The 16,356-nt window shown below is 30.8% G+C and carries 15 protein-coding genes and 2 pseudogenes; all 17 read left to right on the top strand.

Annotation, left to right across the window (positions count from 1 at the left end):
- The first annotated feature begins 352 nt into the window (after window positions 1-352).
- The 17 genes and pseudogenes from BQ5450_RS01950 (at window position 353) to BQ5450_RS01885 (ending at window position 16,349) form a co-directional block, all read left to right on the top strand.
- Complete coding sequence (locus BQ5450_RS01950; RefSeq protein ID WP_071125795.1) at window positions 353-562, top strand: SHOCT domain-containing protein; 210 nt, start codon at window positions 353-355, stop codon at window positions 560-562.
- A 59-nt stretch (window positions 563-621) separates the two neighbouring features.
- On the top strand, window positions 622-2,184 hold the full coding sequence (locus tag BQ5450_RS01945; protein WP_071125794.1) for a recombinase family protein: 1,563 nt from the start codon (window positions 622-624) through the stop codon (window positions 2,182-2,184).
- A complete protein-coding gene (locus BQ5450_RS01940; protein ID WP_071125793.1) occupies window positions 2,177-2,593 on the top strand; it encodes a recombinase family protein in 417 nt (138 codons plus the stop codon). Before BQ5450_RS01945 ends, BQ5450_RS01940 begins: the two co-directional genes overlap by 8 nt.
- Window positions 2,586-4,148, top strand: coding sequence for a recombinase family protein (locus tag BQ5450_RS01935; RefSeq protein WP_071125792.1), 1,563 nt, complete (start codon window positions 2,586-2,588; stop codon window positions 4,146-4,148). Before BQ5450_RS01940 ends, BQ5450_RS01935 begins: the two co-directional genes overlap by 8 nt.
- Window positions 4,149-4,244: 96 nt before the next feature.
- Window positions 4,245-4,892, top strand: coding sequence for a response regulator transcription factor (locus BQ5450_RS01930; protein WP_234347011.1), 648 nt, complete (start codon window positions 4,245-4,247; stop codon window positions 4,890-4,892).
- Window positions 4,885-5,862, top strand: coding sequence for a sensor histidine kinase (locus tag BQ5450_RS01925; protein ID WP_071125790.1), 978 nt, complete (start codon window positions 4,885-4,887; stop codon window positions 5,860-5,862). Before BQ5450_RS01930 ends, BQ5450_RS01925 begins: the two co-directional genes overlap by 8 nt.
- 100 nt (window positions 5,863-5,962) lie before the next feature.
- Window positions 5,963-6,652, top strand: a complete 690-nt coding sequence (locus BQ5450_RS01920) for an ABC transporter ATP-binding protein (RefSeq protein ID WP_071125789.1) — start codon at window positions 5,963-5,965, stop codon at window positions 6,650-6,652.
- Window positions 6,639-9,134 carry an FtsX-like permease family protein gene (locus tag BQ5450_RS01915; RefSeq protein ID WP_071125788.1) on the top strand — a complete coding sequence of 832 codons (2,496 nt, stop codon included), beginning with the start codon at window positions 6,639-6,641 and terminating at the stop codon, window positions 9,132-9,134. The genes BQ5450_RS01920 and BQ5450_RS01915 overlap by 14 nt, the downstream gene beginning before the upstream one ends.
- A gap of 380 nt (window positions 9,135-9,514) precedes the next feature.
- The gene (locus BQ5450_RS01910) at window positions 9,515-9,922 is read left to right on the top strand and encodes a VanZ family protein (protein ID WP_071125787.1); all 408 of its coding nucleotides are present in this window, start codon (window positions 9,515-9,517) and stop codon (window positions 9,920-9,922) included.
- 656 nt (window positions 9,923-10,578) lie between these two features.
- Window positions 10,579-10,965: a ferritin family protein gene (locus BQ5450_RS01905; protein WP_071125786.1), complete on the top strand. Its 387-nt coding sequence runs from the start codon at window positions 10,579-10,581 to the stop codon at window positions 10,963-10,965.
- 339 nt (window positions 10,966-11,304) lie between these two features.
- Window positions 11,305-11,664, top strand: coding sequence for a hypothetical protein (locus BQ5450_RS01900; protein WP_071125785.1), 360 nt, complete (start codon window positions 11,305-11,307; stop codon window positions 11,662-11,664).
- A gap of 691 nt (window positions 11,665-12,355) precedes the next feature.
- Window positions 12,356-13,123, top strand: a complete 768-nt coding sequence (locus BQ5450_RS09100; RefSeq protein ID WP_199820648.1) for a hypothetical protein — start codon at window positions 12,356-12,358, stop codon at window positions 13,121-13,123.
- A 161-nt stretch (window positions 13,124-13,284) separates the two neighbouring features.
- Window positions 13,285-14,697: a hypothetical protein gene (locus tag BQ5450_RS09095; protein ID WP_199820646.1), complete on the top strand. Its 1,413-nt coding sequence runs from the start codon at window positions 13,285-13,287 to the stop codon at window positions 14,695-14,697.
- Window positions 14,698-14,901: 204 nt separating this feature from the next.
- Entirely contained in the window at window positions 14,902-15,009 is a 108-nt protein-coding gene (locus BQ5450_RS08860) for a helix-turn-helix transcriptional regulator (RefSeq protein ID WP_456107061.1), read from the top strand.
- A pseudogene (locus BQ5450_RS09445) lies at window positions 14,990-15,100 on the top strand (recombinase family protein); the annotation flags it as partial. The gene BQ5450_RS08860 and the pseudogene BQ5450_RS09445, both read left to right, overlap by 20 nt.
- Window positions 15,091-15,399, top strand: a pseudogene (locus BQ5450_RS01890) (PcfB family protein); the annotation flags it as partial. The pseudogenes BQ5450_RS09445 and BQ5450_RS01890, both read left to right, overlap by 10 nt.
- A complete protein-coding gene (locus BQ5450_RS01885) occupies window positions 15,396-16,349 on the top strand; it encodes a VirB4-like conjugal transfer ATPase, CD1110 family (protein ID WP_071125784.1) in 954 nt (317 codons plus the stop codon). The pseudogene BQ5450_RS01890 and the gene BQ5450_RS01885, both read left to right, overlap by 4 nt.
- Window positions 16,350-16,356: the final 7 nt, after the last annotated feature.

The raw sequence follows: 16,356 nt of genomic DNA, 5'->3' as shown, positions 1-16,356 counted from the left end.
CAAAGATTCCATTTTAACGCTCTTTAAATGGAGGGTGTGCATTTTGATAAAAATCTTTTTCAAAAATTCAATCATTAAATTGTATCAAAGTAGTGAGAGTCTTAGACCCACCTTAGAGAACGGGTGATTTCTTTAAAACTAAATAATATACTTAGACCTATTGGTAATCATACTGGAATACTGATAGGTCTTTTTTTAATTTCAAAAATATTCATAATATATTTTTCCCGACATATTTATCAGCTATAAATCTTACTCAAAATCACTCCATTTGTCCTAAGGAATATAGAGGAAAGAAAATTAAGGTTAAAAATAGACCTGATTTCTTTGCCTGTGATATAGGAGGTGGAGTATGAAAGTAAAGAAGCTTGAAGGTGAAAAAGAAGTTATAAAAACTGAATACACTGATATGGATTTAAAAGCAGAGCTTAACTTTTATCTATCGGATAAGTTTATCCAAGACCTTTTTCTTTTAGATGAAATTAGCCTTGAAGAATATAGAAAAATTAGGAGAGAAAACATTAAAAAATTCAGACCTATTCTTTCAGAATTATTGCTATAAGACTTGATATATACTCACTTGTACGGGAATATAGCACTAAGAGAAAGAGAGGTGAGACGATGAAAAAGATAACAAAAATAGAAGCAAATCAAAAAGAAGAATCTATATTAAGAGTCGCTGCCTATGCAAGAGTATCGACAGATGAAGACGCTCAGCTTGTGAGTCTTAAAACGCAAAAAGCACACTACGAAAAGATGATAGCAGAGAACAAGTCATATACTTTTGCAGGTCTATACTTTGATGAAGGCATAACTGGAACAAAGAAAGAATGCAGAGACGGTCTTTTAAAAATGCTAAAAGATTGTGAAAATGGGAAGATAGATTTTATCCTAACTAAATCCATCTCAAGGCTTGCAAGAAACACGACAGATTGTTTGGAAATCGTAAGAAGACTCCTTGACTTAAACATTGGTATCTATTTTGAAAAAGAAAACATTGATACCAGGACCATGGAAAGTGAGTTGATGTTATCCATACTTTCGTCCCTTGCAGAAAGTGAATCCAGGTCTATTTCAGAAAATAACAAGTGGTCTATAAAGAAAAGATTTCAAAATGGAACTTTCATTATATCAAGTCCACCCTATGGCTATGAGAATATAGACGGGAAGATGGTAGTGAATGAAGAAGAAGGAAAAATAATAAAAGAAATATTTGAACAGTATCTCTCAGGTAAGGGAACACATAAAATTGCAGAGGACTTAAATAAAAGAAAGATTAAAGGACAAAGAGGAGCAAACTGGTGTGGGTCAACTTTAAACGGAATCTTAAAAAATGAAAAATATACAGGTGATGTCATCTACCAAAAGACCTATACAGACGATAGCTATAAGAGACACAAGAACAAGGGAGAAGAAGATCAGTATAAGATAATAGATAACCATGAAGCCATTGTAAGTAGAGAGGACTTTGAGAAAGTTCAAAACCTAATAAGACTTAGGGCCATAGCAAAAGGAAATGGAGAAAACACTAAAAGATATCAAAATAGATATAGTCTATCTGGAAAAATAAAGTGTGGCGAGTGCGGTTCAAGCTTTAAAAGAAGGCATCACTATAATGGTAAAGATAAATATATAGCCTGGACTTGCAGTGAACATTTAAAACATATCAATAAGTGCTCCATGAAGTTTATTAAAGACAAGGACATAAAACTAGCTTTTGTGACTTTAGTAAACAAGTTAGTCTTTGGAAAAGATAGTATCCTTACACCACTTTTGAAATCATTAAAGAGTGTGGACAGCAAGGGAGAAGTTGCGAAGATAAATAAAATAGAAGAAGGCTTAGAAAAACTAAAGGAAAGAAAAGATGTTCTAAGCAAACTGATAAGCTCAGGAGTTTTAGATGCAAGTATTTACACAAAAGAAAGCAGTGAGATTTCAAGCGAAGAAAGAAACCTACTTAAGGAAAAGGAGAGAAGCAAAAAAGCCATCCTTGGAAATGATGAAGAAATTAGAAAACTTGAAAAGCTAATAGGAATCTTAGATAAAAGCAAAATGATAGATCACTTTGAAGTTGACTTATTTGAAGAAATCATTAAACACATTCAAGTTGTCAATAGAGCGACCCTTGATTTTCATTTAAAGTGTGGACTTGTACTTAGAGAGGAAGTGAAAAAAGATGTCTAGGTTATGTTATGGCTATACCATAAGAAACGGAAGATTAGAAATTCAAGAAAAAGAAGCGGAGAATATAAGAAAAATCTTTAAAAACTATCTTGCTGGAAATGCTCTTATAAAGTCGGCAGATCTTGCTGGCTTGGATAAAAACAGTTCCAGTGTTAAAAGAATATTAACCAACGAAAAATATTTAGGAAATGAAATCTATCCCAAGATAATAGATAGAGAAAGTTTTGAAAAGGCAGGTCAAATGTTAAAAGAAAGGGCAGTGGCCATGGGACGAGTTTGGGAAAAAGAAGAAGAGATTATTAAAGTTCCATGCAAGTTTAGATATAAAAGTGAAGAAGTTCTACCAATAGATCCCCTTGAACGAGCAAGCCACCAGTACAATTTAATCGAGGTGATAGATGATGAATAGCAAGGTTATAGTTATACCAGCGAAGAAGAAAAAAGGAAATTCCATCAAGGAATCAGAAAAGAAGAAACTAAGAGTAGCTGCCTATGCAAGGGTATCAACAGATAGCGATGAACAGGCAACTTCTTATGACACTCAAGTAGACCATTACACAAACTATATTAAGAAAAATCCAGACTGGGAATTTGCAGGAGTATTTTCTGATGAAGGTGTTAGTGGAACTTATACCAAGAAAAGAGACGGCTTTAATAAAATGATTGAAGAAGCCATGGAAGGAAATATCGACTACATCATCACAAAGTCCATATCGAGGTTTGCTAGAAACACATTAGACTGTTTAAAATATATTCGTAAACTTAAAGAAAATAACATACCAGTCTATTTTGAAAAAGAAAACATCAATACCATGGACGCCAAGGGAGAAGTTCTCCTTACCATTATGGCATCTCTTGCACAACAGGAAAGCCAGTCCTTATCTCAAAATGTGAAGTTGGGCTTTCAATATAGGTTTCAACAAGGACAAGTTCAGGTAAATCATAATAGGTTTTTAGGCTATACAAAAGACGAAGATGGAAAACTTGTCATCGTTCCTGAAGAAGCGAAAATAGTAAAAAGGATCTACAGAGAATACTTGGAAGGGGCAAGCCTACGAGATATAAAGCTAGGACTTGAAAAAGATAAGATAATAAATGGAGCAGGAAATAAGAAGTGGCATGTATCAAACCTCAATCAAATTTTAACCAATGAGAAATATATGGGAGATGCTCTCCTGCAGAAAACCTATACAGTAGATTTCCTTAATAAAAAAAGAGTAAAGAATGATGGCATTGCGCCTCAATATTACGTAGAAAATAGCCACGAAGCCATCATACCTAAAGAAATCTTCATGCGAGTCGGAGAAGAAATGTACAGACGAGCTAATATGGTAAGTAGCAAAGGGAAAAGAAGAATTTATTCCAGCAAATACGCCCTTTCAAGTATTGTCTATTGCTCTAAATGCGGAGATATTTACAGGAGAATTGCTTGGAACAACAGAGGAAAGAAATATACCGTTTGGAGATGCTGTACAAGAGTAACCCATGGACCAGAAGCATGTGAAGCAAGAACCATAAAAGAGACTGATCTACAAGAAGCAGTCGTAGAAGCCATCAATCAGCTTATATCTGAAAGCAGTGAATTGAAAGAAATAATAAAAGAGAACATTAAAAATGCCATCACAGGTGATGGAAGTGGTCAGATAGAAGAAATAGACAAAGAAATGCTGGAGGTTCAAGAAGAGCTTTTAAAATTTGCTAATGCCAAGAAAGACTACACAGACCTTGCAGACAGGGTGGAAGAGTTAAGAAATGAAAAAGAAAAGATACTTCTAGATTTAGCGGAAGAGAAGAACGAACAAAGCAGACTAATGGAATTAGAAGAGTTTTTAGACAATCAAGAATTAGAAGTAGAAAGCTATGATGAAGAATTGGTAAGGAAACTATTGGAGAAGATAGTTGTATATGAAGAAAAACTTAAAGTAATATTCAAGTCTGGAATTGAAATTGATATCAACAAGTAGCAGATCCGTAAAGGGTCTGTTTTTAATATAAGTGATAATGGTATAATGTATTTAAAGCTGTATATAAGGGAGAGCATTTCATTGAAAAAGATATTAATAATTGAAGATGACAGCACAATTGCTTTTGCTGTTAAAACTTACTTAAACAAGCATAATATTGAAACTATTATTTATAACAATCTTTCTCTGACAGAAAATCTTAATTTTAATGATTTTAATTTAATTCTACTTGATGCCAATCTGCCAGATGGATCAGGCTTTAATTTTTTAAAGTGGCTGAGGGGATTTTCCGACCTTCCTGTAATAATGCTTACTGTAAAAAATGAAGATGAATATGTTATAAATGGTCTTTCCCAAGGAGCAGATGACTATATTACAAAACCTTTTTCTCTCCCTGTCCTAAAGGCGAGAATAGACAATGTTTTTAGTAGAAAAATTAAAAAAGTGAATGAGCTGACTTTTGAAAATTTATCTTTAGATCTTATATCAAAACAAGCTTCGATAGATGGAAAAGAATTAGACCTTAACTTAAAAGAGTTTGCTATATTGGAAATGCTTTTAGAAAACCAAAATATAAATCTACTAAGAGAGCGAATTTTAGATTATGTTTGGGGTTATGATTCTTATGAAGTAAATGACAATACTCTAACTGTCACCATAAAAAGACTCAGATCTAAACTTGGAGATTATGGCAGTCATATAAAAACTCTTAGAGGGATAGGATATAGGTGGGACAATGAATAAAAACAAAAATATTTTACTTGTCTTAATTTTAAATTTATTGATGTCTTTGTTTGTAATTTATCTAAGTCCAAGATTTGATATTCTAACACTCATAGGTTTTCTACTAATAAATGTAATTTTATTTCTAATTCTTAGAAATATTGAAAATAAAAAAGAAAAAGAGCTAGAAGATAAGATTAATAATATATTTAACCTACTACATTCACTTGACATAAACTCTGATAATTACGAAATTATTGACGATGAATTTGGCAAACTCAGAGATGAGATTATTAAAATTATTATAGAAAACAAGAGAATAGCTGAAAATGCTGAAAAAAACAAAGAGATCTTAAGAGAATATACTGAAGACATTGCCCACCAAATAAAAACTCCTCTAACTGGATCTCTATTATTACTTGACTTATTAGAAGACGAAGAAGATGAATCGACAAAAGAGTATATATCTAGACTTAGGGACAATCTTCTTAGACTTTACAATCTATCTGATATTTTATTAAAACTTGCAGCCCTTGATTCAGGTACAATAGAAATGACAAAAGACAGGATATCTGCTCGAGGATTAATTGAAGATATCATACAAAAGCTAAAAGATTATTTTATTAATGATAATGTTGAAATTCCACTTTATGGAGATGACTTTTATTTTATATGCGATAAGAAATGGACCTATGAAGCAGCATTTAATGTGATGAAAAATGGTATAGAAGCTACAGAAGGTAGACATATAGAAATTCAACTTAAAGAAACAAATCTATATAAAAGTATTTTTGTGGAAGATTTTTCTAAAGGTTTGGATCGTGAAATGTTAGAAAAAGTTTTTAAACGTTTTTATAAGCTGGATCCAAATTCAAAAGGTTATGGGATTGGGCTTCCTATGGCAAAATCTGTTATGGAAAGACAAAATGGAGAGCTTTTATATCATAAGGGAAAGAAATCAAATTCCTTTGAACTGAGATTTTATAACTGATTTAATTATGGCTGTGTAAATAAAGCACAGTCATTTTTTTCTAGTCACTTTCCAGTCACTTAAGTCTAATATCATTTAAGAAAGATAAGGAGGACTAAATATGATTATTGTAAAAACAGTAGATTTAACAAAAACTTACAATAGTGGAGTAGAAGTACACGCTCTATCAAATGTGAATTTTGAAATGGAGAAAGGAGACCTAGTTGCCATCATTGGAGACAGTGGATCTGGCAAATCTACACTACTTCATTTACTTGCAGGAGTAGATATACCAACAAGTGGGGATATATTTATTCAAGATAAAAATATTACAAAATTTAACAAAGATGAGATGACAATCTTTCGCAGAAGGAATATAGGCGTTGTATACCAATTTTTCAATCTCATTCCTAATATTAATGTGAGAAAAAATATTTTACTTCCTCTTTTGTTAGACAATAAAAAGGCAGATGAAGAATATTTAAAGGAAATTTTATCGATACTAGGAATAGAAGGAAAGCTTGATAGGTATCCAAAACAATTATCAGGTGGCGAGCAACAAAGAGTTGCTATTGCTAGAAGTCTTATTACAAGACCTGCCATAATTCTAGCAGATGAACCTACAGGAAATCTCGATAGAAAAAATTCTGAAGAAATCACAGGACTTTTCAGACTTGTAAATAAAAGATTAAATTCTACAATTATGATAATAACTCATGATGAAAAAGTAGCAAATTCTTGTGATAAGGTCTATAGAATGGTAGATGGTAGGTTAAATTTCTTAGGAGATGGAACTTATGAAAATTATTAATGACCTAGCTGATGGAGTTGTAAAAAATAATAAGAAAGACAGTTTTTCTATTAAAATATCAATACTTTTAGCAGTTATTCTACTAGGAACTGTAATTTTTATCTTTAATGCAATGAGAACCGAACAGTATAATTATGTTAAGAAAAATGTTGGAGACTACCATGTGTCAATTAGTGAAATTGACGAGAAACTTTATGATAAATTAATAAATGATGAGGATATAGAAAAAATTTCTTTTAATAAAATCATAGAGACAGATTTAAATGCAACTATCTATGAATTTGGAGATTCTACTGGTCTTATAGGTTTTGATATTAAAGAGGGAAGAAAACCTAATAATTCAAACGAGATTTTAGTTCCAGAGAAATTTTTAATAAAAAGTAAAGAGTACGATTTGGGCTCTGAAATAACTGTTCGTGATAAAACTTATAAAGTAGTTGGAGTTTATGATGATTATTCTAAATCATTTGAAGAGTCTATGCTTATAGGTTTGACTGAAAGTGATGACAAGAAAGGTTTATTTGAAAAAAATGATGAAATAGAAGCCCAAATTTGGTATAAAAATATAAGGGATACTTATACAAAAACTAGGGAAGTTTTGTCTGAAATGAATATTGAAGAGAACCACGCTTTAGATATTGGGAGAGTTTTTTATAATAAAGATATCTTAGAATATAAGATGGTCTATCCAAAAGGAATCATCCCACCAAAGAGTGTTGTAAACTTAGCTATAGAAAAATATGGAGCAGGCTTCTTTCTTTGCCTACTTTTTGCTTTTATCATTTATGGTTCTTTTAATGTATGGAACAATAGGGATTTAAAGGAAATTGCTCTATTAAAAAGCACAGGTATGACAGATAAGCAGGTCAAAAAAATGATTCGAAAGAAAGCTTTTAAACTTTCAACCTTACCAATAGCCTTGGGAACAATTCTATCTTTGGCATTTGCAAATCTTCTCTTATACTTGATGTGGCTTAATAATTCAATATCCTATAAAAATATGTCTGAGATATTGGGAGAAAGTTTAAAATCCCCAGGTTTTTATTTCGTCTATCCAAACCCTATTTCTATAATAATGATTATATTATTGTCAATCCTAACAGTTTATTTATCTGCGATAATCCCTGCTAGGAAAAGTGCAAAAATAAAAATTATAGAAGGTTTAAATGGAATTACAGAAAAAAACATTAAATTGGGTAAGTCAAAAATAAATGGACCTATAGAAAAGACATTAGCAAAAGATTATTACAGGTCTTATCGTTCAACCTATCGAATTATTGTAATTTCCATGGCTCTGTCTGCCTTTGTGTTGACTGCTGTCTTAGTTAGTCAATCATATAGAACTTTGAATAAAAAATATAACTCTTATAAAAGTCCTTACAATTTTAATTCAAGTATTTACACTGATAAGAATTTAGATGAAAACTTATTAGCTGATTTAGAAAAAGTTGACGGAATAAAAGAGCTTCACCTATATCAAAGAAATGACACTAAGTTTTACCTTGACGATAATAAAGACTTTATTTCTAAAGACTTAAAAAATTCTCTTGATAGTGGGAAAATAGCAAAAGATAGACTATATGCAAGTTTATATGCTTTAACAGATGAAGATTTTGAAAAAATTTTAAAAGAAAATAACATACCTAATGCATCTTACTTATTGCTTAATAAGATAAGAAAAGACAGTAGAACGCCTTATGCTTTTAGCGAGTATATAAAAATTTCTGATAAGGATACAGGAAAAGTTACTTTAAAATATAATGCACAGGGCAAACCGATAAATATAAAAATTGACGCAAGTATTGATGAAATGCCTTATGACTTAGAAGCTTATGATAATAATGAAATACCAATCTACACAAGCACAAGTAATATGAAGAAATTTATTGATGAGTATGGAATAGATAAATCAGATCCTGTTTACTATTATTTTGTAAAAATAAAGGCTGAAAAAAACAAGGAAAAAGTATTTGAAGATGCCGAAAAAGTAATTTCAAATTATGTACCAAAGTCTGACCATGGAACAGCTACAGAAATTTTAAGAGAAGCAGTAAGTAAAGAGCAAACAAGGAATGAAAGACTTCTAAATCTAGCTATCCAAATCATTCTTATAACGATTGCTCTTTCCAACGCCTATAATAGTTTTAAAGGAAACCTTAGGGCAAGATCCAATGATTTTAAACTTCTATCAACAGCAGGTATGAAAGAAAAACAAATGGAAAAAATGGTCTTCGGAGAGGGGAAAATATTGTTTAAAAATATTTTCTTAGCCTATATCTTTATGTTCATTATTGGAATTGCATTGAGAGCCTATAGAAGTAACTATGAATTAGCATTTGCGATAAAAGGTCTGATAACAAATATGAATTATATCCCTCTAATAGTAGTATTTGTATTTATGATTGCAGGAGTTTTATTTGCAATAAAAAGTGGTTTTAAAACAATAAACGAAAACTCAGATAATACTTTCAAGAGTATATAAGAAAAAGGCTGTGAGCATTAAACTCATAGACTTTTTCATGTAATTTAAAGAATTCTAAACCAGTTTCTCTTTCAATGAGCATTATGTAGGGCTGTTTTTTCTTAGTTCTAAAATGATATTATAATTATAAGATGCTTATTGATTAACATATTCCCACATATGAGGTTTTTGAGAAATATTAAACCTTATCCACACTAACACCCATGCAGAATGTATAACTTTAATATCGAAGATGGATTAACTAACTACAAAAACTTTTAATTGAAATATATATAATGAAGTATCTTTTTTTAGGAACAAATGATGTCTGCAGTTGTCAAGAATATTTAATTACGATATTCTACATGTAAAAAACAGGAAATACTTATAGAGTGTTAGGAGTGAGAGTTATTTCAAATAAGAGAAAAATAAAAATTCTATTAGCTGTATATATAATTTTGCTCAGTTGGTTAGTTTTATTTAAGTTTGGATTTTCTATTAGTGATATGAGGAGAATAAGGGAGATTAACCTAATACCTTTTCGATATACTAATGTTGTAGAAGGAGATTTGTTTTGGTTAGAACCATTATTTAATATCGTAGTTTTTTTACCATTTGGAATTTTATTAAAAAAATTAAATTATGATGTTAAATTTGGTTTTTGGATATTTTTATTGGTTAGTTTATTCTTTGAGACGATACAATATATCTTATCAATAGGAGTTTCAGACACCACTGATATAATAACAAATGTTATAGGTGGAGTTGTTGGTATGGTAGTAGTTAATATTTTAAACAAAAATAAATAATATATAGCTATATTAGGGGAGAACTTTAACATTAGTTGGATTAATATTTAGGTTAAAGAAAAAGGATAAGTTGTTTATAGTATTGAATAGACTTTTAATCATTACTTTCTATAGCAATGTTTTTAAGAGCATCTAGTATAAATAATGGAATTAGGAGAAGAAGATGATAATTTAAACAGTCCTTTTGTGGGCTGTTTTTTCTTTTCTTCAAAATGATATAATAAATTATAAGACGCGTATTGATTGACATATTCCCACATACGAGGCTTTTTAAAAAAATTAAAATTTATCCATACTGACCACTCAAGCCATGTTGAGAGTGTAGCGTTGATGCAAAAAGTGTAAGAATTTATAATTTTATATACTCTTAATATAAAAGCTAGTAGAATTTAGAAATAATTGAGAATATATATTTCCACATGCGAGCTTTTTTAAGAATTAAAATTTTATCTACACTGACCACTCAAGTCATGTATAATCAGTTGCCCATTTAATAAAAAACAGTAACTAGTAAAATTACCCGACGTATGTTATAAAGTGTTTTAAGTCGGGTTTTTTATTGTCATTTTATCTAAAAATTCATATAATAAATAGAGCGAAAATAAATCAAAATTTTTAACAATATAAAATGAAAATAAAAAACTAGGGGAGAGAATATGACTATAAGTAAAGAAGATATGAAAATATTATTAAAATCTCAACAAGGAGAATTAGATGTAGTTTTGATGTACCAAAGCCTTGCTGATGTAGTTAAGGATAAAAATGATGCGGCTACTTTTAAAAAGCTTGCAGCAGAGGAGGGTCATCATGCTGCGGTTTTTCATAAATTTACAAGGAAAAATTTAAAACCAAAGAAAACCTTGGCTTTCTTTATGCCTATCCTTTATAAGCTAATCGGTAAAAAAAGATTATATCCAAAAATTGTAAAGGGTGAGTATAAAGCTTCTGAAAATTATGCTCCAGTAGCAAAAAAGTTTCCAGAAATCGAAAGCGTTAGGGATGATGAAAAAAGGCACGGCGATATGGTCGCAAGCTTGTTATAAGAAAGCCTAGGATCTTGAAATACCTTGGCTAAACTTTACTTTAGGAATCATTATGAATATAACATTAATTAGTACACCTATAAAAACCTCCATAGTAGTTACTTTGTCTTAAGGAAAAATTCATTAAAGAAAGTCAAAAAGAAGAAGTAAAGGATAAATTAGAACCTACGAGAAAAGATGCGGAAAAGATCCTGGAAGAAAAATATTAGATCAAAAAAGTAGCAAAGCTTCTACAAAAAAGATTCTAAAAATTTTATAGCAGAAAATTAAGGGATAAGCAGAGAAAAACTAGACTTATTTAATTATTATGCAAATAAAACTAAAGCTTAAAGAGAATAAATGAAAGATTTCTGGAAAAAACTAATCGGATCAGCAAAAAAAGAAGTAAGCGTAGAAAGAAATAGACAAGCTAAAGGAAAGCTAAATGTTAATAATCTTATCTACAGCTATCTTAAATTTGTTGAAGCTGAGAAAAAACGAAATTACAAAAATCTTAAAATCTTTAATAAAAATTTTTTAGAATCCCAAGATAAATTACTGCCTGAGCATATAAAAATATCGTTTTTAATAGATAATTCTTTCTCTATGGATAAAGAAAAAATAGAAGCTACAAGAAAAACTCTAGCAGTAACCCTCTTATCTTTAAATGACTTTAATGAGTACTTGCAAATACAATCTCAAAAACAAATCAAAAAATAAATCTACTAACAGAAACTTGTTTTTTTGGAAAAGACAACTATAAAGTAAAAAGTTTTGAAGACACTAAGGAGCAGGTTCAAGTAAAATTATATCTTCTATAATAAAGATTGATGGAATTTACGGAAAAACAGACGATGCATCGTGTCTTAGAGAAATATATTATAATATAAGCCTTAAACAAAATACAAATCAAAAATAAGAAAAACTATAAAATAATATTTATAATAACTGATGTAGCTTCAACTTTTCCAGGACCAACTAAAGATATATTAAAAAAACTTATAAAAGCTGATTTAGAAATAAATGCAATTTAAATTGGCAAAATAGGCAAAATTAATACAAAAACCTTTAACTACATTTGCAATGACAATTCTAAATATTCTCATGGACTAATATTATGAGAAGATATAGAAAAACCAACAGGTCAACTTCTTAATCTGGTAAAAAAGAATCTAGAATCGATATTTAATGTAGCTAGTAGAAGATAAATTTTAGTTATTGATTAGTGGAAATCCAAGATTATAAGTTTAAAGTTTATATTTTAAGCTAATTTAATAATTTAGGGCTATGAAGGCGAGGAGTTTATATCTCAATCGCCTTTTTTTATCCCCTTAAGTATAGTATATTGACTATTGGAAAAACTATATAGTTAAATATAGTTTTACTAATAAAGTGAGGATTATAATACGATATGGTAGAGAATTTAGATATAGAATATAAACTTAAACCTTACAATGAAGGAAAAATACAAGAATATGAACTTGGTGAAATAATTTTTGATTTGGATAGTGAACTTGATTTACTAGCTAATAAGGCTGATAAGTTGGATTATCTGCTAGCTATAGCAAGCGGACTTACTTGTGGACTACTTGATATCCTTTGGGTTGGGGATTTTAACTTAGCAAGGGGACGAGGTCTTGCAAGTGATAAGGTAGATGATTTTGTAAAAAAGACAGCAGAACTTATATTAGGCAAAAAGTTTAATAATTTGTCTGATGCGGTGAGAGCGCTTGAGAAAAAATTTCCTATCCCTAGTGATAAAAATACAAATGATTTTGGTGGCGGCCTCCAGCATCATTTGAGAGATTTCGCCCACCACCCGACTCTTGTAGGTTTAGCCTTTTCTATCTTGACTCAGTTTACAGGAGAATCTTATGGGACAGATATAAATGGTAACTTTACTATCTTTGATGTGCCAGAAAACGGCAAGATTTTTATAGGAGAAAATATAGGAGAAAAACTCTTTAAGGGAATCATAACTTGGTTTTTCCACCTTGTAAGCGACATGGCAGGATCAAGTGGAACTATCGGCCTAGATGGAGGCACAGGTATACCTGGACCAATACTAAGCCTAGCCAAGGAAATGTCGGTTCTTCCTTTATTTAAGAATATGAATACTAGAAATGGTATGCCTATATCTCTCTTCTTGTCAAAATTATTTAACGGCACACTCTTATAAAAAGAGATGAGAAGTGACATATAATAAAAGACTCAGTACTTAGGCTTGACTTACGTGGTGAGTTTGGTCTTGGCTTAGAACTTGGCAAGCAAGCTCTTCCTGTCCTTGCCAATGAATGTATGGTTAGAAGTTTTTACTTTATCCGCCATCTAGGGGTAGAAATGAGGGAGAAAAATGTAAAATTTTTAAAAGATTTTAAAAAAATTGACTGGGATTTAGTAAAACCTAATAATAACCCAACAATAACTAGGATGTTAACTGTATCAACTGGGATCTTCACAAGCCTTGACCTAGGAGAAGCTGTAATAACACAAAAATACTGGCTATCTCTTAATTATGTGGGTATAGGTAGGTTTGCACTTGCCCTTACAAATGAAATTAATTATGGTCTTAAGAGAAGAAATATCAAAAAAATAAGAGGGGCCTATGAAAAGATGAAAAATAAAACGTTTGCCGGTGCTTATTACAAAAAAATTGGGGATAAATTTGGCCTAAGTTTAAAACAGACCGAAATTCTTTATAATATCGAGTATCATCTGGTTTTAAATGATATAGATGATTTTGTTAAAGATGATATTTTTAATTTAAAGATAAAATGGCTTTCTGAATGGAAGAAGATAATAAGCAAAAGTTTCGAATTTTTTACTCAAGTTTCCGGAGCAGAGATTAAATGGTATAGCTTAGAAAAATTACACGAAAAAATTATAAAACTAAATCCAACCAAACCATGGTTTAGGTTAGTCCTATTTGAAGCCATGCTCTTTGAACCCTACTACCCTCTAAGGGTCATAAAGGATCAGGATGGTAAATATAGTTTATCAAAGGAATTTAGCTCCCTGGATAAATTTTTTAATAAATATAATAAAGACAGAGCCCATAAGTTTTTAAATAAAGAATTTACTGGTATATATTGTAAAGAAAACTATATAGACCATTTGAATGAAGCATATAATAAGCAAGTTAAGTTAATTAATAAAGATTTTAAATTTGATATTAAAACTGTATCTATTGCGGCTGTCATAGCTGCAATTACTGTCTTTACAGCTGGAACATTTACAGGACCAATAGCAGTAGCCCTAATAGGTTCTAATTTTGCAGGTCTTAGCGGAGCTGCCCTTACCAGTGCGTCGCTTGCCTATCTCGGAGGAGGGGCTGTAGCGGTAGGAGGATTAGGTATGGCTGGAGGGAGTATTGCCATTATTGGAGGAGGTGCAAGTTTTGGTCTAGGCTTAGGAGCAGGACTAGGAAAAACTATAAGTGTTTTAGAAAACTCGTCTAGAAATAGCCTAATTAATGAGGCTAAGTTACTTACTTCTTTTAAAGAGATTTTTCTTAATGATGAAAGAGACCTTGGATTTTGTGAAGAAGTTTTAGAAAACTATACCCAAAATATTTACGACCTAGAAAAATACCTCATAAAACTTAAGTTAGATATGGATACCCTAAAGGGCAAGGACAAAAAAGAAAATCAAGTTTTAATAAAAAATGCCAAAGATATGCTAAAGCTAATGAAAGCTTCCAGAAGTACTATGATTAAAATTATTGATGAATTTAAGAAAGAATTTGATTATTAATATAAGACTAAACTCATAATTGATGATAAGACTAAAATGGAGATGAAAGCAATATAGTGTGACATCGGATTTTATTTTATAGAAAATGGAAAGTAAACTTGACATAAAACACAAAAGTGATTGTAATAAATGTAAAGCTAGCTTGATATTGGAAGTCGGTAAGTGTGAAAAATAAGTTAGAAGAAATTCGCAAAAAAAAAAGAGATTACTCAGGAAGACCTTGCTAAAATCCTTGAAGTATCAAGGCAGACTGTAGGATCTTTAGAAAATGGAAGGCATAATCCTTCGATAAAATCATCACGAGCCAATTAAATCAAGAGAAGACTTTGAAAAGGCACAAGAGATTAGACTTAGGAGAGCACAAAACAGAAACACCATTGCTAACAAGGATAGAAAAAGGGACAGTTAGAAGAAATTAATCTAAAAGATCCTGAGTTAAAAGAACTAAAGAAAATTTTAAATAAACACGGAGTGAAGTTTTCTGTTATGAAAGATAAGGAAACTGGTAACCACTCTGTGTTTTTTCAATCTAAGGATATAAAAGTTATGGAACACGCCTTTAAAAAAGCAGTTAAGGCTTCTGAAAGAAAGGCCGATAGAAAAGATTCGATAACGAAGACAATAAATAAGTTTAAAGATATGGCTAAAGACACCATCAGTAAGGATAAAGTTAAGAATAAACATAAGGAGCAAAGCTTATGATAAGTAATTTAAAAACATTTGAAAATAAGAATTTTGGGAAACTCACTGTTATAGAAAAATACGGTGAGTTTTTCTTTATATCTAATGAAGTAGCAACTATGTTAGGATATGTTAATCCAAGAAAAGCTGTTTATGACCATGTAGATGAAGAAGATAAGGGTGTAACGAAATGGAACACCCCTGGAGGAATACAGAATATTTCAATAATTAATGAGTCAGGATTGTATTCACTTATCCTCTCATCTATAGATAGGTGCTTACCAAAGATATACCAAAAATATTTTGAAGACCCAAAACCAGAAAATATGCCTATACTAGGAGATTTATACGATATGCTCCTATCTCAAGAAGAGGGAGTTGGTAGGAAACTCGCAACAGAAATGGAAATTTATGTTAAGGGAAGTCTTAATGTCTTTAATAATAGGTCAAATGTTGACTTAAATAGGCAACTGCTTTGTTTTGATATAAAAGAGCTAGGAACACAACTTAAAAAAATAGGTATGCTTGTAATTCAAGACCAAGTTTGGAACAAGGTTTCCCTAAATAGAGGAAGTAAGTCTACAAGATACTATATAGATGAGTTCCACCTTTTATTAAAAGACCCACAAACTGCTTCATATTCAGTAGAAATCTGGAAAAGATTTAGAAAATGGGGAGGTATTCCAACAGGTATAACTCAAAACGTAAAAGACCTTTTAACAAGTCAGGAAATTGAAAATATCTTTGATAATACAGATTTTGTTCTAATGTTAAATCAAGCATCTGGAGATAGAGATATACTTGCTAAGAAATTAAAAATATCACCTTATCAGCTAAACTATATAACTAATTCAAATGCAGGTGAAGGACTCTTATTCTTCGGAAATACTATTGTTCCCTTTATAGATAAGTTCCCTAAAGACACCATGCTATATAAGCTAATGACAACTAAACCGGAAGAAGCTAAGTAGGTGTGAT

This window comes from Peptoniphilus lacydonensis (genome assembly GCF_900106515.1).
Lineage (GTDB): Bacteria > Bacillota > Clostridia > Tissierellales > Peptoniphilaceae > Peptoniphilus_A > Peptoniphilus_A lacydonensis.
The sequence above is the reverse complement of the archived record's forward strand: the minus strand, read 5'-3'. Positions and strand labels throughout refer to the sequence as shown.